At 65.1% G+C, this 19,601-nt stretch carries 15 protein-coding genes; 8 read left to right on the forward strand and 7 right to left on the reverse strand.

All coding sequences use genetic code 11. From position 1 onward, the window contains the following. Nucleotides 1–29: 29 nt before the first annotated feature. The 5 genes from AC3WK8_RS09745 to edd form a co-directional block, all read right to left on the reverse strand. Complete coding sequence (locus AC3WK8_RS09745; RefSeq protein ID WP_103324746.1) at nt 30–1,289, reverse strand: D-mannose isomerase; 1,260 nt, start codon at nt 1,287–1,289, stop codon at nt 30–32. A 210-nt stretch (nt 1,290–1,499) separates the two neighbouring features. Next, nucleotides 1,500–2,927 carry an ATP-binding protein gene (locus tag AC3WK8_RS09750; protein ID WP_103324753.1) on the reverse strand — a complete coding sequence of 476 codons (1,428 nt, stop codon included), beginning with the start codon at nt 2,925–2,927 and terminating at the stop codon, nt 1,500–1,502. Between the two features lie 31 nt (nt 2,928–2,958). Next, nucleotides 2,959–3,690: a response regulator gene (locus tag AC3WK8_RS09755; RefSeq protein WP_103324745.1), complete on the reverse strand. Its 732-nt coding sequence runs from the start codon at nt 3,688–3,690 to the stop codon at nt 2,959–2,961. 38 nt (nt 3,691–3,728) lie between these two features. Next, complete coding sequence (locus tag AC3WK8_RS09760; protein ID WP_085597351.1) at nt 3,729–4,679, reverse strand: glucokinase; 951 nt, start codon at nt 4,677–4,679, stop codon at nt 3,729–3,731. Further along, nucleotides 4,676–6,502 (reverse strand): phosphogluconate dehydratase, encoded by a 1,827-nt coding sequence (edd, locus tag AC3WK8_RS09765; protein ID WP_022640445.1) that lies wholly within the window; start codon nt 6,500–6,502, stop codon nt 4,676–4,678. The genes AC3WK8_RS09760 and edd overlap by 4 nt, the downstream gene beginning before the upstream one ends. A 223-nt stretch (nt 6,503–6,725) precedes the next feature. On the opposite strand from edd, the gene gap reads away from it, so the two are divergent. From gap to AC3WK8_RS09805, 8 genes are all read left to right on the forward strand, one after another. Beyond that, nucleotides 6,726–7,730 carry a type I glyceraldehyde-3-phosphate dehydrogenase gene (gene gap / locus AC3WK8_RS09770; protein WP_085597352.1) on the forward strand — a complete coding sequence of 335 codons (1,005 nt, stop codon included), beginning with the start codon at nt 6,726–6,728 and terminating at the stop codon, nt 7,728–7,730. Between the two features lie 137 nt (nt 7,731–7,867). Then, nucleotides 7,868–8,386 (forward strand): RNA polymerase sigma factor, encoded by a 519-nt coding sequence (locus tag AC3WK8_RS09775; RefSeq protein WP_031320365.1) that lies wholly within the window; start codon nt 7,868–7,870, stop codon nt 8,384–8,386. A 114-nt stretch (nt 8,387–8,500) separates the two neighbouring features. Continuing rightward, on the forward strand, nt 8,501–9,469 hold the full coding sequence (locus tag AC3WK8_RS09780; RefSeq protein ID WP_103324744.1) for a FecR family protein: 969 nt from the start codon (nt 8,501–8,503) through the stop codon (nt 9,467–9,469). A gap of 124 nt (nt 9,470–9,593) precedes the next feature. Then, a complete protein-coding gene (locus AC3WK8_RS09785; RefSeq protein WP_103324743.1) occupies nt 9,594–12,209 on the forward strand; it encodes a TonB-dependent receptor in 2,616 nt (871 codons plus the stop codon). Between the two features lie 111 nt (nt 12,210–12,320). Continuing rightward, nucleotides 12,321–12,929 (forward strand): biliverdin-producing heme oxygenase, encoded by a 609-nt coding sequence (locus AC3WK8_RS09790; protein ID WP_085597355.1) that lies wholly within the window; start codon nt 12,321–12,323, stop codon nt 12,927–12,929. A 112-nt stretch (nt 12,930–13,041) separates the two neighbouring features. Continuing rightward, nucleotides 13,042–13,443 (forward strand): YbaN family protein, encoded by a 402-nt coding sequence (locus AC3WK8_RS09795; RefSeq protein WP_085597356.1) that lies wholly within the window; start codon nt 13,042–13,044, stop codon nt 13,441–13,443. A gap of 185 nt (nt 13,444–13,628) precedes the next feature. Continuing rightward, on the forward strand, nt 13,629–15,773 hold the full coding sequence (locus tag AC3WK8_RS09800) for a methyl-accepting chemotaxis protein (protein WP_103324742.1): 2,145 nt from the start codon (nt 13,629–13,631) through the stop codon (nt 15,771–15,773). 109 nt (nt 15,774–15,882) lie between these two features. Continuing rightward, nucleotides 15,883–17,232 (forward strand): CoA transferase, encoded by a 1,350-nt coding sequence (locus AC3WK8_RS09805; RefSeq protein ID WP_103324741.1) that lies wholly within the window; start codon nt 15,883–15,885, stop codon nt 17,230–17,232. Between the two features lie 12 nt (nt 17,233–17,244). Here the strand turns inward: AC3WK8_RS09805 and AC3WK8_RS09810 are convergent, their stop codons facing one another. Both AC3WK8_RS09810 and arcD read right to left on the reverse strand, forming a co-directional pair. Beyond that, on the reverse strand, nt 17,245–18,138 hold the full coding sequence (locus AC3WK8_RS09810; RefSeq protein WP_103324740.1) for a DNA-3-methyladenine glycosylase family protein: 894 nt from the start codon (nt 18,136–18,138) through the stop codon (nt 17,245–17,247). Then, nucleotides 18,135–19,562, reverse strand: coding sequence for an arginine-ornithine antiporter (gene arcD, locus AC3WK8_RS09815; protein ID WP_022640457.1), 1,428 nt, complete (start codon nt 19,560–19,562; stop codon nt 18,135–18,137). The genes AC3WK8_RS09810 and arcD overlap by 4 nt, the downstream gene beginning before the upstream one ends. Nucleotides 19,563–19,601: the final 39 nt, after the last annotated feature.

Here is a 19,601-nt window from a genome sequence, read left to right on the forward strand (position 1 = left end):
CGAAGCGATGGAGAAATGTCACCGCATGGTTACACAGAGCCCGTGGCAGGCACTCGGGCCAGGGCCGAAGCCATGCTCGGCGCCAGCGGCAGGCGTGGAATCAGCACGGCCTGCCAGGCGTGATAAAGGTCCGGCTTGCCGCCCCAGATTTCTGCCGCAGGGCGGTTGTCCAGGCCCAGCTCGTGGTGCCAGCTGCCGAACTCGCAGTCGATGAAATGCGCCTGGCAGAACTCCCAGAAAACCCGATACCAGGTCTCGTAGCGCTCCTCTGCGGTGCGCCTGAGCAGGGCACTGGCGGCGGCGCTGGCTTCGGCGTGGGTCCAGTGCAGGCGCTGGCGCACCACCGGGCGGTTGTCCCAGTCCAGGGTGTAGACGATGCCCGGGGCGCCATCCACGTTCCAGCCATGACGGCAGTTGCTGTCGAACAGGCGCTGGGCATCCAGCACCAGCCAGCCAGGGGTCAGCATTCCGGCCTGGCCCCGCGCGGCCTCCAAGTGCAGCAACAGCCGCGCCCACTCGAATCCGTGGCCCGGCGTGGTGCCGAAGGGGCGAAAACCATCGGCGGGACAGTCCCGGTTGTAATCGCGCAAGGGCTGCCAATCCAGGTCGAAGTGCTCGACCACCATGAAGTCGTTGGCCGCGGCATGGCCGTGGATCAAGCGCTCGGCGATGCGCAGGGCGCGGCTGAGCCAGCGCGGGTCCTGGGTGACATCGGCCAGGGCGAGAAAGGCCTCGGTGGCGTGCATGTTGCTGTTGGCCCCGCGATAGGCCTCCTGTTCGCTCCAGTCGCGGCTGAAGGACTCGATCACCGCGCCCTCCTGCTCGCTCCAGAAATGCTCCTCGATCACGCCGACCGCCTGCTCCAGCAAGGCCTCGGCACCCGGGCACCGGGCCACCACCGCGGAACTGGCGGCCAGGGCGACGAAGGCATGCAAGTAGGCAGCCTTGCCGCCATTGCCGTCGGCCTGCCCGGCCACCGCGAACCAGCCGCCATGCTCGGCATCGCGCAGTGGACCTAAGAGCGCCGCGACGCCGTGGTCCACCAGCTCGGCAAAGCCAGGCAGCCCCTGGATATGGGCCATGGCGAAGCTGTGGGTCATGCGCGCGGTATTCATGGTTTCGGCCCGGGCGCCAGCAGGCAGGCAGCCCCGGGCATCCAGGTTGCCGAAGCCCTCGGCAAGCCGCGAAGCCTTGGCGAAATCCAGCAGCCGCAGGCCCTCGGCGGCCAGCCAGCTGTGGTGTGCGGGAGCGTTCAGCCAACTGCTGAACGGCAGGGAAAGAGGTTCCATGGACGACCTGTTGTTGTTCTTGTCGAAGGCTTGAGTCTAATCAAGCCAAGGTTCGCCCCAGGTAACGAAGGACACGGCAAATGTCACCAGGTCGTGACAAACCAGCGGGCGCCGGTAGGAGCGCAGCTTGCTCGCGATGCGCGATAACGCGCCCTGCCAGGCATGACGCTTGCCAGGCAGGCCTCGCTGCTACAGGAGAAGAAGAGTTGTTCAGTCCGCGAAACGCGGCAGGTACAAGGTCACCCGCAAGCCACCTTCGCGCAGGTTCTGCAAGCTGACTTCCCCGCCATGGCTATGGGCGATATTGCGCGCGATGCCCAGCCCCAGGCCGTAGCCCTGTTGCTGGCCGGCCAGGCGAAAGTGCGGCTCGAAGACCTGCTCCAGCCGCTGCTGGGGCACTCCGGGGCCCTCGTCGTCCACATGCAGGATGAAGGCGCCGGCGTCATCCTCGATATGCAGGTGGGCGTTCTGCCCATATTTCAGGGCATTGTCGATCAAGTTGCCCATGCAGCGCTTGAGCGCCAAGGGCTTGCCCGGGTAGCTGGCCAGGGCCCGCCCCTGCTGGGTCACCCGGCCATTGCCGGCGGGCGCCAGGTAAGGTTCCACCAGGCAATCGAGCACCTGGTTCAAGTCCACCGGCTCGATGTTCTCGTGGATGTCGGTGTCCTTGACGCATTGCAGTGCGCCCTTGACCAGCAGCTCCAGCTCATCGAGGTCGCGGCCGAACTTGGCTTGCAGTTGTTCGTCTTCCAGCAGCTCCACCCGCAACCGCAGGCGGGTGATGGGAGTGCGCAAGTCATGGGAGATGGCGCTGAACAGCTGGCTACGCTCGGTCAGGTAGCGGCTGATGCGCTCGCGCATGCTGTTGAAGGCCCTCGCCACCTCCACCACCTCGCTGCCGCCGCCCGGCGCCACCGGCTGCACATCGGCGCCCAGGGACAGCTCGCGAGCGGCCCGGGCCAGGCGCTTGAGGGGCCGGCTCTGCCAGTGCACCAAGAGGCCGATGAACAACAACAGGAAGCAGCTGGTCAGTAGGATGAACCACACCTGCTGCGCCGGCAGGCCCTGCTCCTCGAGGCTGGTGTAGGGCTCGGGCAGCAATGAAGCGATATACAGCCACTCGCCCGGGGCCATCTGGATCTGGGTCACCAGCACTGGCGGGTTCACCGGCTCCAGGGTCAGGGCGTAGTGGGCCCAGGACCGTGGCAGCTCGTCGAGCTTCAAGCCTCCATTGAAGATCCGCAAATCGTCGGGCCGTACGAAGGTCACAGAGATATCCGCATCGTTGCCCAGGGACTGGCGCAGCACCTGCTCCACCGCCTGCAATACCGCCTCCTTGCGCGGCGTGGCCGGCAACACCTGCATGTCCAGCGGCTTGTCGTTGAGGGTCACGACAAAACGCGTGCCGCCCATGCTGCGCAACTGATCGAGCACCAGCGGCCGATAGGCCACCGGTAGCGAACGCAGGTAACTGACGCTGGCGGTCATCGAATGGGCCAGGCTGCGGGCGCTGGTCACCAGGCCCTCGAGCTGGGTGGCGCGCAACTGCGAGACCCAGATCACGCTGGACAGGGCCTGGGCCAGCAGCACCACCAGCAGGGTCAGCAACAGCATCCGGCCCAACAGCGAACGCGGCATGGGCATCCGCTGCAGGCAGCCCTTGAGGGTTTCAGCGAGCACAGTCAGCGACCACATTGGCCGCCAGCTGGTAGCCGCTGCCGCGCACCGTGCGAATCAGCCGCGGCGGTTTTTCCGTGTCCCGCAGGCGTTGGCGCAAACGGCTGACCGCCATGTCGACGATGCGATCCAGGGGCATCAGGTCGCGGCCACGGGTGGCATTGCCGATGGTGTCGCGGTCGAGGATTTCCTGGGGATGATCGAGAAACAGCTTGAGCAGGGCGAAGTCGGCGCCGGAGAGGATCACTTCCTCGCCGTCATTGTGGAACAGGCGGTGGCTGATCACGTCCAGGCGCCACTCGTCGAAGCACAGTACTTCGCCGCCAGCCCGTTCCTGGGCGAATTGCGCGCGGCGCAACAAGGCCTTGATCCGTGCCTGCAACTCACGAGGGCTGAACGGCTTGCCCAGGTAGTCATCGGCCCCCAGCTCCAGGCCGATGACCCGGTCGGCTTCATCGGAGCTGGCGGTGAGCATGATGATCGGCACCTGGCCGCGCTTGGGGTGCTGGCGAAGCCAGCGACACAGGCTGAAACCGTCTTCGTCGGGCAGCATCACGTCGAGGATCACCAGGTCGCTGGGCGCCTCGTTCAGGGCCTGGCGAAAACCCGCGCCATCGGCGGTGCTGCGCACCTGGAAACCGCAACGGCTGAGATAAGTCTCCAGCAGCTCGCGGATTTCCTGATCGTCGTCGACCAACAAGATCGACCTACTGACTGAACTCACCCATGCCGTCCTTTGTTGTTGTCATGAATGGAGGGCGATTATGCCTGTTCCAGGGCCACCCCGGCGCCGGTCAGTCCGGAATAGGGCGCGGTCACCAGCCACACCGGGATGCCCTTGAAGTAGTCGCTCATGCAGCCCTTGTCGGCAAAGCTCTTGGCGAAGCCGCTCTGGATGAAAAAATCGGCAAAACGCGGGATCACCCCACCGACGATGTACACCCCGCCCCGGCCACCGGTGGTCAGCACGTTATTGCCCGCCACCCGGCCCAGCCAGCAACTGAACTGTTCCAGTACCTCGCGGGCGATAGGGTCGCCGGCCAACCCCGCGGCAGTGATCGCCTCGGGGGTATCCAGGCGCGGCTCGTGGCCGTCCACTGCGCAGATGGCCCGGTAGACCCGCGGCAGGCCGCCGCCGCTGAGGGCGGTCTCGGCGCTGACATGGCCGATTTCGTCGTGGATGTGTTGCCAGAGCTGGGTTTCCCGGGGGCTGCTCAAGGGCAGGTCGACATGCCCACCCTCCCCTGGCAGGGCCATGTAGCGGCCATCGCCGAAGTTCAGCAGGGTGCCCACGCCCAGGCCGGTGCCCGGGCCGATCACCACCGCCGGACGCAACGGCTCGGCAACGCCCTCGCAGACCACGCGGAATTCATCCGGTTGCAGCCGGGTCATGCCCAGGGCCATGGCCGAGAAATCGTTGACCAGCAGCAAGCGCTCGACCTGCAGTGCCTGGCAGAACGCCTGGCGGCTGAGGTGCCAGTGATTGTTGGTGAAGCGGAACTCGTCGCCGCTGACCGGCCCGGCCACCGACAGGCACACCGAACCCACCGCGCCCAGGGCCAGGCCCTGTTCCTTCAGGTAGGCCTTGATGGCATCTTCCGGACAGCTGTAGTCCGCCGTGGCATGGACCTGGATCGCGTCCAGCTGTTGGTCTTTCCACAACGCGAACCGGGCGTTGGTGCCGCCGATATCACCGACCAGGGCCAGTTTCAATTCAGTGTCTCCAGGGCAGAAGTGAAGGCGCTGGCGCCCTGCTCTGCCGAGCTGAAGGCCATGCGCATGAAGGCGAAGAGTTCGCGGCCGGTGCCGACGTTGTTGCCCAGGAGGCCCTTGGCCGGCTCGCGGGCGGCGAACTGTTCGGCGTCCACCTTAAGCTCCAGGGTGCCCTTGACGCCATCCACACGAATGATGTCGCCATCCCGCACCCGGGCCAGCGCCCCGCCGACCTGGGCCTCGGGGCTGACGTGGATGGCCGCCGGGATCTTGCCCGAGGCGCCGGACATGCGCCCGTCGGTGACCAGCGCCACCTTGAAGCCACGGTCCTGCAGCACACCAAGGAATGGAGTCATCTTGTGCAGCTCGGGCATGCCATTGGAGCGCGGGCCCTGGAAGCGCATCACCGCCACGAAGTCTTTCTCCAGTTGGCCGGCCTTGAAGGCGTCGGCCAGGTCCTGCTGGTCCTGGAACACCATGGCCGGAGCCTCGACGACCTGGTGCTCGGGAGCCACGGCGGAGACCTTCATCACTCCGCGCCCCAGGTTGCCTTCCATGACCCGCAGTCCGCCTTCCGGCGAGAAGGCCCGGGCCACCGGACGCAGGATGCTTTCGTCGAGGCTCTCGATCGGGCCGTCGCGCCATACCAGCTTGCCGTTGTCCAGGAATGGCTCCTGGGTATAGCGGCTCAGGCCGGGGCCAGCCACGGTGTTGACGTCTTCGTGGAGCAGCCCGGCCTCCAGCAATTCGCGAATCAGGAACGACATGCCGCCGGCGGCCTGGAAGTGGTTAATGTCGGCCTTGCCGTTGGGATAGACGTGGGACAGGGTCGGCACCACCTCGGACAGGTCGGCCATGTCCTGCCAGGTCAGCTGGATGCCCGCAGCCTGGGCGATGGCCGGCATGTGCAGGGTGTGGTTGGTGGAGCCGCCGGTGGCGTGCAGGGCGACGATGGAGTTGACCAGGCAACGCTCGTCGACGATTTCACCAATGGGCGTGAAGGCGCCGCTCTGGCGGGTCAGGCGGGTGACCTGTTGCGCCGCCTCATGGGTCAGGGCATCGCGCAACGGCGTGTTGGGGTTGACGAAGGACGCGCCGGGCAAATGCAGGCCCATGACCTCCATCAGCAACTGGTTGGTGTTGGCGGTGCCATAGAAGGTGCAGGTGCCCGGGCTGTGGTAGGACTTCATCTCCGATTCCAGCAGTTCTTCGCGACTGGCCTTGCCTTCGGCATAGCGCTGGCGCACATCGGCCTTCTGCTTGTTGGAGATCCCCGAGACCATGGGGCCACCGGGGACGAAAATCATCGGCAGGTGGCCGAAGCGCAGGGCTCCCATCATCAGGCCAGGGACGATCTTGTCGCAGATACCGAGCATCAGGGCGGCATCGAACATGTTGTGCGACAGCGCTACCGCCGTGGACAACGCAATGACCTCGCGGCTCGGCAGGCTCAGCTCCATCCCCGCCTCGCCCTGGGTCACGCCATCGCACATGGCCGGGGTACCACCGGCGAACTGGCCCACCGAACCGATCTCGCGCAGGGCCTTCTTGATCAACTCGGGGAAATGCTCGTAGGGCTGGTGCGCCGACAACATGTCGTTATATGACGAAACAATCGCCACGTTGGCCGCGTTCATCATCCGCAGGCTGTGCTTGTCTTCGGCGCCACAACCGGCCACCCCATGAGCGAAGTTCGCGCATTGCAGCTTGCCGCGCTGCGGACCGTCGCTGGCTGCACCGCGAATCAGGGCGAGATAGGCCTGGCGAGTGGCGCGACTACGGGCGATGAGCCGTTCGGTGACCTCAAGAACGCGGGGATGCATGTGTAGAACTCCAGGCTAACGGATGTGGCGACCTGTTTGTCTATGCTGGTCCAAAGTCCCGCCGCTGGGGGGCAGAGGAGGAAATTCCTGACCATTCGGACCAGTTGATTCAGGTCACTCGTTGTAGATAAGACAAAATACTGCCACTAAAAAGGCTTGTTTTCTATTTCTATGCGAATAATCTTGTAATTCCAACAACAAATCCTACGACAGGCGCTTACCCATGACTCTTCGAATCGCAATCAATGGTTTTGGCCGCATCGGCCGCAACGTCCTGCGCGCACTCTATACCCAAGGCTATCGCCAGGATCTGCAGGTCGTCGCCATCAACGATCTCGGAGACAGCGCTATCAATGCCCACCTGCTCAAGCACGACACTGTCCACGGCCTGTTCGACGCCGATATCCAGCATGACCAGGAGAGCCTGACCGTCAATGGCGACCGTATCGCGGTCAGCGCCATCCGCAACCCGGCCGAGCTGCCCTGGGCCGCAGAGAAGATCGACGTGGTGTTCGAATGCACCGGGCTGTTCACCGACCGGGCCAAGGCCGCTGCCCATCTTACTGCCGGCGCACGCAAAGTGATCATCTCGGCTCCGGCCAAGGGCGCCGATGCCACCGTGGTCTACGGGGTCAACCATGACATCCTGCGCCAGTCGCACCAGATCATCTCCAACGCCTCCTGCACCACCAACTGCCTGGCCCCGGTGGCCCAGGTGCTGCATCGCGAGGTGGGGATCGAGAACGGCCTGATGACCACCATCCACGCCTACACCAACGACCAGAACCTCACCGACGTCTATCACACCGACCCCTACCGCGCTCGCTCCGGCACCCAGAACATGATCCCGAGCAAGACCGGCGCAGCCGAAGCCGTGGGCCTGGTGCTGCCGGAGCTGGCCGGCAAGCTGACTGGCATGGCGGTGCGGGTGCCGGTGATCAATGTCTCCCTGGTGGACCTGACCGTGACCCTCAAGCGCGACACCAGCGCCGAGGAAGTCAACGCGCTGCTCAAGAGCGCCAGCCAGCATTCGAAGATCCTCGGCTACAACACCCTGCCGCTGGTTTCCAGCGACTTCAACCACAACCCGCTGTCGTCGATCTTCGACGCCAACCACACCAAGGTCAGCGGCGGTCGCCTGCTCAAGGTCCTGGCCTGGTACGACAACGAGTGGGGGTTCTCCAACCGCATGCTGGATAACTGCCTGGCCCTGTGCAACGCCGAATGATCGGCTGACCATCGGCCAACGGCAGAGGCTCCCGCCAGGAGATTGTCAACTGCCTGGCGGGATGGCCCACACAAGGCTTGACCACGGATGTATATGACAATCATTATCATCCGCTAAAAAATGGATCAGGCCTTGCTGTGAGTCAGACGCACTTCAACCACGTATTCCTCACTCAACGAACTTCTCTGCTGCGTACGCTGGAGCGGATGGTCAACAACCACAGCACCGCCGAAGACTTGCTGCAAGAGACCTACCTGCGCGTGACCCGGGCGCTTGCCGAGCGAACCATCACCCACCTGGAACCCTTCGTGTTCCAGACCGCCCGCAACCTGGCGCTCGACCACCTGCGGGCCCGGCGCATCCAGGACCGGACCCTGCTCGAGGACGTACCGCAGCAGGTACTGGAGAGCGTCGCGGCGCCCACCAGCAGCGCCGAGGATGCTGCCCATGCCGAACAACTGCTGGAACGCCTGAACCTCAGCCTGGGCCAGCTCAGCACCCGCCAACAACGGATCTTCATCCTCAGCCGCCTGCACGGCCAGAGCTACCAGGAGATCGCCGACGAACTGGGGGTCTCCCCGAGCACGGTACAAAAGGAACTGAAACTGATCATGGCCATCTGCATCGGTGTCGCCGAACGCCTCGAAGGCCAATGAGCCTCGACGACCAGGCAGAATGACTGCGTCGGCCCCGGGGCTTTTGCTACCCTTGCCCGGCTTTCGCTCTCTCTTGAAAAAACAGCTGCGCACAGACGTGGCCGAGGAACACCCGTGACGGACTTTCACAGCGCCGAGCCCCCCACCCCTGCCGGCCAGAATCCGAATATCCAGGCCATGGACCAGGCCCTGGACTGGCTGATCGAACTGGAACACCCGACCCAGGAACAGATAAGTCGCTTCCACCAATGGCTGGCGGCGTCACCGCTCAACGCCCAGGCCTTCGCCAAGGCCCAGGCCATCTGGGATGGTCCGCAAGTGGCACAGTCCGCCCTGGCCCTGGCCGCTCCCGCGAAGGTCTCGCCCCTGGCCCGCCTGCGCCCACATTGGAAACCGCTGGCCACCGCCGCCGTGCTGGTCCTTGGATTGTTCAGCTTCAGCAACCTGCCCCTGCGCCTGCAGGCAGACCACCTGACCCTGGTGGGCGAACGCCAGCGCCTGCAACTCGAGGACGGCTCCCGGGTGCTGCTCAACACCAACTCGGCGTTCTCCAGCGATGTCGACGAGCACCGGCGCACCGCGCGGTTGTACCAGGGCGAAGCGTTCTTCGAGATCCCGGGCAATCGCGGGCTGCCCCTGGAACTGGAGGCCGGCCCGGTACGCGCCAGCGTGCGCGATACCACCTTCGCCGTGCGCTACCTGGATGGCATCGCCCAGGTCCAGGTCCAGCGCGGGGATGTCGATCTGCGCGCCACCCAAGCCGACCAGAGCCTGCGCCTGAGCGCCGGCGAAAGCGTAAGGGTCGGTCCCCAGGGTTTCGACCAACCGGCCAAGCTCGACGCCGGCAAGGAGCTGGCCTGGGTCGAAGGTCGCCTGGTGTTCGAAAACTGCCCGCTGAGCCAGGTCCTGGCCGAGTTGCGCCGTTACTATCCAGGCTGGATCGTCAACACCAACGAACAGTTGGCCAGTGTCGCGGTGACCGGCAACTACCGCCTGGACCAGCCCCTGGACGTGGTTCGCTCCCTGGCCCACATCACCTCGGCACGACTGTCGGAGCTGCCGGCGCTGGTGATTCTCAATTGAGAACAATTATTTTTACGCGATAGCCACAGGTCGTACGTCTCGTTATAGCCAATGCAATTGATTCGCATTTTTGAATGTAAATCTGCACACCTATAAAAGATTCGTGCGACCCGGAGCGCTTTCGATGTCTTCTTGCCTCAACAGCCGATCCTCAGTTCCTCACTCCCGCCTGCATCACTGCACCCTGTCTCTGCTCACCGCGGCCATCCTGCTGGCCGGTGCCCAGGCCGCACCGGCGCTGGCCGACCAGCGTGCGGCGCCCGCCAGCCAGCGCATGGGCAACTACACCTTCGCCATTGCCCAACAACCCCTGGTATCGGCCCTCAACGCCTTCACCAGCGTCACTGGCTGGCAGGTAGGCCTGCCGGCCGAATTGGGCAAGGACGTGGTTTCTCCGGGAGTACGCGGTGCGCTGACGCCGGAGAAAGCCCTGGACCGGCTGCTGGCCGGCACCAACCTGAGCTATCGCAAGTTGGGCAACAACAACATCGTCCTGGAGAAACGCAGCAATCCCAATGCGGTGAACCTGCAACAGGTGACCATCAGCGCCACTCGCCAGGAACAGGACATCAACTCGGTACCGAGCACAGTGAGCGTGCACACCCGGGAAGAACTCGACCGCCAGAACGTCACCAACATCAAGGACCTGGTGCGCTACGAACCCGGGGTTTCGGTGGGCGGCGCCGGTCAGCGCGCCGGCATCAGCGGCTACAACATCCGCGGCATCGACAGCAATCGGATCCTGACCCAGGTCGACGGCGTCGAAGTCCCGAACCAGTTCTTCAGCGGCCCCTACGCCAAGACCAACCGCAACTACGTCGACCCGGAAATCGTCAAGCGCGTGGAAATCCTCCGCGGCCCGGCCTCGGTGCTGTACGGCAGCAACGCCATCGGCGGCGCGGTCAGCTACTACACCCTGGACCCCGACGACATCATCAAGCCCGGCCAGGACTTCGGTGCCCGCTTGAAGACCGGCTACAGCTCGGCCAATGACAGCTGGTTGAAATCCGGGACCTTTGCCGGCCGTGTAAACGAGTTCGACGGGCTGCTGCACCTGAGCCAGCGTGACGGCCACGAAACCGAATCCTATGGCGGCAACAACGGCACGGGCCTGGCGCGCACCGCCGCCAACCCGGAAGACACCCGCACCACCAATGTGCTGGCCAAGCTCGGCTGGAACTATGCAGACAATGCACGCCTGGGCCTGACCTACGAAAGATACAAGGACGATCGTGATACCGATCAGAAAAGCTCCTATGGCGGCCCCTTCGACAAAGGCAAACCTGCGATTCCCGGCAATATCCTGCCCGGAGGCATGTATCAATGGCGCAAGGGCAACGACACCCTCACCCGCGAGCGGTTCGGCCTGGAGCACAACTTCGCCCTGGACAGCCTCCTGGCGGACAACGTCAAGTGGAGCCTGAACCATCAGGTCGCCAAGACCACCCAGGGCACAGAGGAGTTCTACTACCCCATTACTCGTAAGGTCCTGCGCACCCGTGAAACCAAATACGAGGAACAACAATGGGTGTTCGATGCTCAGTTGGACAAGGCGTTCGCTATCGCTGAAACCGATCACCAACTGACCTACGGCACCACGCTCAAACGCCAGAAAGTCACCGGTTCGCGTACTGGCAACGGTGTCTGCCTGAGCGTCGGTCGCGGTTGCCCGAGCGTTGGAGCCATCAGCACTGCCGACGTGCTGAACAAGTCCAGTGACTTCCCTGACCCAACCATCAACAGCTACGCGCTGTTCGCCCAGGACCAGATCAGCTGGAATGCCTGGACCTTCACCCCGGGCCTGCGCTACGACCACATCCAGCTCAAGCCACACATGACCCAGGAGTTCCTCAATGCCGTCAATCCCAAAGGTACGACCCAGGTCAATGTCGAGGAAAAGACCTGGCACCGGGTCTCGCCAAAATTCGGCCTGACCTACGCCTTCGACGAGCACTACACAGCCTATGGCCAGTATGCCGAGGGCTTCCGCACGCCGTCGGCCAAGGCGCTCTACGGGCGTTTTGAAAACCTCGCGGACGGTTATGTGGTCGAGCCCAACTCCAACCTCAAGCCGGAAACCAGCAAGGGCATCGAGACCGGCTTGCGTGGCAACTTCGCTGCCGGCTCCTTCGATGTATCGGTGTTCTACAACCAGTACCGCGACTTCATCAACGAAGATGCGATCAACCCAGGCGCGCAACAGACGGCGGTCATCCAGAGCAATAACATCAAGCGCGCCACCATCAAGGGCGCGGAGGCCAAGGGCCGCTTGAACCTGGATGCCCTCGGTGCACCCCAGGGCCTGTACAGCATCGGTTCGGTGGCCTATGCCCACGGGCGCAACAATGACAATGGCGAGCCGATCAACAGCGTCAACCCGCTCAAGGGCGTGTTCGGCCTGGGCTACGACCAGGACGACTACGGCGCGTTGCTGAGCTGGACCCTGGTCAAGCGCAAGGACCGGGTCGACAGCACCACTTTCAAGGCTCCGGATGGCGCCAGTAGCCAGTTCAAGACGCCCGGCTTCGGCATCCTCGACCTCACCGGCTTCTACAAGGTCACCGACGACCTGACCGTCAATGCCGGCCTGTACAACCTGACCGACAAGAAATACTGGAACTGGGACGACGTGCGCGGCTACGACGGTGCGGGTGAAGCTGGCGCCACGGCCCCGGCCAACCTCGACCGCCTGACCATGCCGGGCCGTAACTTCTCGGTGAACCTGGTCTGGGATATCTGACCCAGCTGCTCCTCACTGCTCTTTTTCATCAAGGGCAGTGAGGATTTTTTACTGTGTCGCGTCTTCTTGTTCGTCTAGTTATAACTGCCTCTCATTCTCAAGGACATCGGTATGACCGCCCAGGCTTGCGCCCAACCTCACCACCTGCGTTCCCAACGCCTGAACCAGATCACCCACGAGCCGCATTCCAAGCTCGATGCCCTGGTCAAGGCCCACGCGCCCTTCGAAACCCAGGGCGCCTTCGCCCGTTTCGTGGTGGCCCAGTACCTGTTCCAGTCGGAACTGGTGGAGCTGTACAACGATCCCGAGCTGATCGCGATCGTCCCTGACCTGGCCGAGCGTTGCCGCGCCGAAGCGGCCAAGGCCGACCTCGCCGACCTGGACACCGAAGTACCGGCGCCGGTTGCCGGTGCCGTGCGCAACCCGAGCAAGGCCGAGGCCCTGGGCTGGATCTTCGTTTCCGAGGGCTCCAAGCTTGGCGCCGCGTTCCTGATCAAGCGCGCGGTGGGCCTGGGCCTGAGCGAAACCTTCGGTGCCCGCCACCTGGGCGAACCGGCCGGTGGCCGTGCCGAAGGCTGGAAGACCTTCACTCGCATCCTCGACGGCCTGGAGTTCAGCGCCGAGGAAGAAGCAGCGGCGGAAAAAGGCGCCCTGGATGCCTTCAATCGCTTCACCGTGTTGCTGGAACAGGCTTACTCCAGCGCGGCACAACCGGCCTGATCCCCGCGACTGTGGCCAGGGCACGGTGGAGTGTCCTGGCCCACAGCGGTATCCTCTGCCGCGGCCCGTCTCGCGGATCAGCCGTACCACGCGTTACCTCAGCATCGATGCCATGACCCCCATTCGCCCCCCCGCTTCGAAAATCTCCCGCCTGCTGTTCGGCGCGCTGGCCTATGTCAGCCTGGCCATCGGCCTGATCGCCATCGTGGTACCGGGCCTGCCGACCACCGAGTTCATCCTGCTGGCCGCCTGGGCCGCCACCAAGAGCTCGCCGCGCCTGAGCGCCTGGATGGAGAACCATCGCCTGTTCGGGCCGATCCTGAGCAACTGGCGCAATGGCCGGATCGTCAGCCGCAAGGCCAAGGTCAGCGCCACCATCAGCATGCTGCTGTGCGCCGGCCTGATGCTGGGCCTGCTCAACCACCACTGGACCCTGTATGCCGCCATCGCCGGGATGACCCTGGGCAACCTGTGGATCTGGTCACGTCCCGAGAGCCTGGCGCAGGCCTCCTGAAGCCCCTTATCTGGCTGCTATGCCCTGTGCCTTGGGGCATTTATGTCAAGGGCATGACCGTTCGTCGGCGGCGCCTCACGCAAAGATCGCCCTAGCCGATGTTCCGGGCATGGCGCTGAAATGGACTTGGCGAGCGGAGTCATCCGACTCCGTGCTTTCCATCTGTCCTTTCGCGAGATCGCCCCATGTTCGACTCTCTCTCCATTCGCCTGAAGATCGTGCTGCTGTCCGGATTGTGCCTGCTGGGGGTCGTGGCCCTGATCGTCAGCATGAACCTGTACCAGAGCCGGCAGAACAACCAGCTGGTCAACACCTCCAGCACCCGCATGCTGACCGCCGGAGTCGAAGACCTGCTGCAGGCCAAGGCGGCCGACCAGGCGGTGCGCATCCAGAAGACCTTCGGCGAGAGCCAACTGGCGCTCAACGCCCTGGCGGACCAGGTCCGCGACCTGCGCCAGATGGCCAGCAAGCGCGGGCTGGAAGCCTCCGCCCTGCGCGAGGAACTCAACCACAGCCTCAAGACCGCCTTCGAGCGCAACGCCAAGGTGCTCGGTATCTGGCTGGCCTACGAACCCAACGCCCTGGATGGCAAGGACAACGAGTTCACCAATGATGCGGCTCGCTCGTCCAACGAGCGCGGGCGCTTCGCCACCTACTGGAGCCGCTCCGGCGGCCAGGGGCTCAATACCGTGATGACCGAGGATGACCTGACCAGGACCACCCTCAACCTCAGCGGCACGCCCTACAACATCTGGTACACCTGCCCCCGGGACAACCGCCGCACCTGCCTGCTCGATCCTTATGCCGACACCATCGGCGAGGACAAGAAGCAGGTACTGATGACCACCATCTCCCTGCCGTTGCTGGCAGACGGCAAGGTAATCGGGGTGATGGGCATCGACATCGCCCTGGACTCGCTCCAGGCTGCCGCCGGCGAAGCCCAGCGATTCCTGTTCGATGGCGCCGGGCACATGATGATCGTCGCCGGCAGCGGCTTGCTGGCGGCGGTCGGCGCCGATGCCGGCCAGGTGGGCAAGAACATCAACGATACCCTGGGCACAGAGGGCAAGGACCTGCTCGCGGCGGTGACCGGCAACCAGGCCAAGACCCTGCAGCAAGGCGAGCTGATCCGCTCGGTCTACCCTTTCAGCCCGATCGCCGATGCCAAGCCCTGGGGCGTGACCATCGACCTGCCCCGGCAGGTGCTGCTGGCCGACTCGGTGAAGCTGCAGACACTGCTGGACGAAGCCCAGACCAGCGGCACGCTCAAGACCGTGCTGGTCGCCATCGGCGCCGGCCTGCTGGGCCTGGCCCTGATCTGGCTCAGCGCGTCGGGCGTGACCCGGCCGATCAACGGCGTGGCGCAGATGCTCAAGGCCATCGCCAGCGGCGATGGCGACCTGACCCAGCGCCTGGACTACAGCAAGAAGGACGAGCTGGGTGAGCTGGTGGGCTGGTTCAACCGCTTCCTCGACAAGCTGCAACCGACCATCGCCCAGATCAAGCAAAGCATCATCGAAGCCCGCGGCACCGCCGACCAGTCTTCGGAAATCGCCCGCCAGACCAGCGAAGGCATGCAGGTCCAGTTCCGCGAAATCGACCAGGTGGCCACTGCCTCCAACGAAATGAGCGCCACCGCCCACGAGGTCGCCAGCAGTGCGGCCAATGCCGCCCAGGCCGCCCGCGGCGCCGACCAGTCGGCCAGGGAAGGCATGACCATCATCGAACGCAGCACCCAGGACATCAGCCTGCTGGCCGACGAGGTGAGCAAGGCGGTGGGCGAAGTCGAGGCCCTGGCGGTGAGCAGCGAGCAGATCGGTTCGGTGCTGGAGGTGATCCGCAGCATCGCCGAGCAGACCAACCTGCTGGCCCTCAACGCCGCCATCGAGGCTGCCCGCGCCGGTGAAAGCGGCCGTGGTTTCGCGGTGGTGGCCGATGAAGTACGCAACCTGGCCAAGCGCACCCAGGACTCGGTGGAAGAGATTCGCGTGGTGATCGAGCGCATCCAGAGCGGCACCCGCGACGTAGTGACCACCATGCATGCCAGCCAGAGCCAGGCGCAGAGCAATGCCGGGCAGATCCAGCAAGCGGTCCAGGCCCTGGGCAAGATCAGCGACGCGGTGACGGTGATCAGCGACATGAACCTGCAGATCGCCAGTGCCGCCGAAGAACAGAGCGCGGTGGCCGAAGAGGTCAACCGCAATGTCTCGGCGATCCGCAGCGTCACCGAGACCCTCACCGAACAGGCCAGCGAGTCGGCCCAGGTCAGCAGCCAGCTCAATGCCCTGGCCACCCAGCAGATGCAGCTGATGGACCAGTTCCGCGTCTGAGCCAGGCCCTTGTGACGCGGCAACCCGCGTCACAAGACCCGCGCCTGCGCCTCGACAGGCCAGGGGATTTCAGGGTGCAATGCCCTCCTCTTGTCTCGAGGAGCCGTCCATGTCCCCGCTACTGGCATCCATTCAAGCCGCCCTGGACCTGCCGCCGTCCAATCTCAACGAACAAGGCGAGGGCGCCCTGCCCTCGGCCTTCGCCGTCAGTGACCTGGCCAGCGCCAGCATCGGCGCCGCCGGGCAAGCGCTGGCCGAACTGCTGCACAGCCACACTGGCCGTCGGCCCGTTGTCAGCGTCGATCGGCGCCTGGCCTCGTTCTGGTTCGCCAGCTCGCTGCGTCCCCAGGGTTGGAACCCGCCGGCGCTCTGGGACCCGATCGCCGGCGACTATGCCACCCGCGACGGCTGGATTCGCCTGCATACCAATGCTCCCCATCATCGAGCCGTGGCCGAACACGTCCTGGGCGCCGCCAGCGACCGCGCGACCATGGCCACCCGGGTGGCCGGCTGGAACGCCCTGGAACTGGAGCAGGCCATGGTCGAGCAAGGTGGCTGCGCGGCGCAGATGCGCAGTTGGGCCCAATGGCAGGCCCACTCCCAGGGCCAGGCGGTGGCCGGCGAGCCCCTGGTGCACTGGCTGCCCGGTGGCGAACCCCGGGGCAAGGCCTGGAGCGGTTGCAGCGAACGGCCACTGGCCGGGCTCAAGGTCCTGGACCTGACCCGGGTCCTGGCCGGTCCCGTGGCCAGCCGCCTGCTGGCCGGGCTCGGCGCCGACGTGCTGCGCATCGATCCGCCCTGGTGGAACGAACCGGCCGTCGAACCGGAAATGACCCTGGGCAAGCGCTGCGCCCGCCTGGACCTGCACGATCGCCAAGACCGCGCCACCTTCGAAGGCTTGCTGGCCCAGGCCGACCTGCTGCTGCATGGCTACCGCGGCGACGCCCTGGACGGCCTGGGCTATGACAGCGAGCAGCGCCAGCGCCTGGCCCCGGGCCTGATCGAGGTGAGCCTCAACGCCTACGGCTGGAGCGGTCCGTGGCGCAACCGCCGGGGGTTCGACAGCCTGGTGCAGATGAGCAGCGGGATCGCCGAGGCGGGCATGGCCTGGAAGGCTGCGCAACGCCCCACGCCATTGCCGGTCCAGGCCCTGGACCACGCCACCGGCTACCTGATGGCCGCCAGTGCCCTGCGGGCACTGGATCCGACCTGGCGCCACGGCGGCCAGGCGCGCCTGTCCCTGGCGCGTACCGCGCAGTTGCTGGTCGAGCATTCAGGCCAGGGGCCAGCCACTAGCGGGTTGCGCGGGGAAGATCAGGACGACCAGGGACTGGTGCTGGAGCAGACCGCCTGGGGTCCGGCCCATCGCTTGCGCGTGCCCCTGCAGATCAGCGGCACGCCGATCCAGTGGGATTGCCCGGCCGGCCCCCTGGGTGCCCATCGCGCCCGCTGGTGGTAGGCGCCTGGCTCCTCAGCTACCCGATGTCCACAGCTGCTGCGCCACATAACCGCGCCAGGGCCGCCAGGCCTCGGCCCGGGCCAGCAGTTGCCGGGCACTGGGCCGCTGGCCCTGGAGGGTGGCCATGGCATTGAGCAGGCCCACATCGGCCGCCGGGAAAGCGTCCATCTCACGCATGTGCCGCAAGGCGATGTAATGCGCCGTCCAGTCACCGATTCCTACCAGCCGCAGCAGGCCATCGAGCCCCTGCTGCAAACTGGCCTTGGGGTCGAGCAAACCCGGATCCGCCAGCAATGCCCGGGCCACGGTGGACAAGGTCCGGCCACGGCTGGCGGGCATGCCCAGGGCAGCCAGGTCCGCCACGGCCAGGACGGCGGGCGTGGCGAACACCTGGGTCAGTCCCGGCCAACCGGGATCGGGGAGTGCCAGTGGCTGGCCATGCACCGCCACCAGCCGAGTGGCGAGGCGGATCGCACCCGCTACCGTGATCTGCTGGCCCAGTACCGCGCGGATCGCCAGTTCGAAGCCATCCCAGGCGCCCGGTACACGCAACCCGCGATGGGCCAGCAGCAAGGGTTGCAACAGCGGGTCGGCGGCCAGCTCTTGGTGGATACGCAGTACGTCGGCATCCAGGTCGAACTGCCGGCGCACGCGCATCACCACCTGGCCGATCAGTGACGGGGACGGTTCCGCGCCCCCCAGGTTCAAGCGCAAATCCAACTGCTCGCCAGGTCCGGGGCGCAGGCTCAGGGTGCCCTGTCTCCCATCGAGCTCGAAGCTGCGAGCGTAGACACCGTCCTGCACCACCTCCAGGCCGCCGATGGCGCGCACCGCGAAGAACCCCAGCATGGCCTGCCAGTCATAGGGCCCCTGGTAGGGCAGCAAGAGCCGCTGCTGCGGGTTCATAGCGCCAGCAAACCACTGTAGAGGCCGTAGGCCGCCAGCAGCGCACCGACGATCACGGCACTGAAGATCAGCTTCTCCGGCAGGGTGAACAACGGCTCGCCCTGCTCATGCTTGGCCTTGGCGAACAGGATCACTCCCGGCGCGTAGAGCAGCGCCGAGAGCAGCAGGTACTTGACCCCGCCGGCATACAACAACCAGATGGCATAGCTCAGGGCGACCACGGCGATGCACAGATCCTTGAGGCGTTCCCCCGAGGCTTGCTCGTAGGTTTCGCCACGGCCACTGAGCAGCACCGCATAGGCCGCCGACCACAGATAGGGCACCAGGATCATCGACGACGCCAGGTAGATCAGCTTGGTATAGGTGCCGGCGGACACCAGGGTGATCAGCAGGAATACCTGGATCATCACGTTGGTCAGCCACAGGGCGTTGACCGGTACATGGTTGGCGTTTTCCTTGCGCAAGAAGGCCGGCATGGTCCGGTCGCTCGCGGTGGCGTGGAGGATCTCCGCACACAACAGGGCCCAGGACAGCAGGGCCCCGAGCAACGATACCGCCAGGCCGACGCTGATCAGCAAGGCGCCCCAGGGCCCGACGATATGCTCCAGCACCGCCGCCAGGGACGGGTTCTGCAAACTGGCCAGCTCCGGCTGGCTCATGATCCCCAGCGACAGCACGTTGACCAGCACCAGCAGCGCCAGCACGCCGAGGAAACCTATCACCGTGGCCCGCCCGACATCCGCGCGCTTCTGCGCCCGCGCCGAATACACGCTGGCTCCCTCGATGCCGATGAACACGAATACCGTGACCAGCATCATGTTGCGCACCTGGTCCAGCACTCCGCCGAAATTCGGGTTGGCGCGCCCCCAGATGTCGCGGGTGAAGATCTCCGCCTTGAAGGCCACTGCGGCGATCACGATGAACATCACCAAGGGCACGATCTTGGCCACCGTGGTCAGCTGGTTGATGAACGTGGCCTCCTTGATCCCGCGCAGTACCAAAAAATGCACGGCCCACAGCAACAGCGAGGCACAGCCGATGGCCACCGGGGTGTTGCCCTGGCCGAACACCGGGAAGAAGTAGCCCAGGGTGCTGAACAGCAGGACGAAGTAGCCGACGTTGCCCAGCCAGGCGCTGATCCAGTAGCCCCAAGCTGAGGAGAAGCCCATGTAGTCGCCGAAGCCGGCCTTGGCGTAGGCGTAGACCCCGGAATCCAGTTCAGGCTTGCGATTGGCCAGGGTCTGGAACACGAAGGCCAGGGTCAGCATGCCCACCGCGGTAATCGCCCAGCCGATCAGTACCGCCCCGGCGTCGGCCCGGGCCGCCATGTTCTGCGGCAGGGAAAAAATCCCGCCGCCAATCATCGAGCCCACCACCAACGCGATCAGCGCACCCAATTGAAGCTTCTGTGCCGGTTGTGACATCCCTACTCCTTATATCAGCGAGTCGCCCTGGCGATAAAA

It is taken from the genome of Pseudomonas sp. FW507-12TSA, from assembly GCF_058781435.1.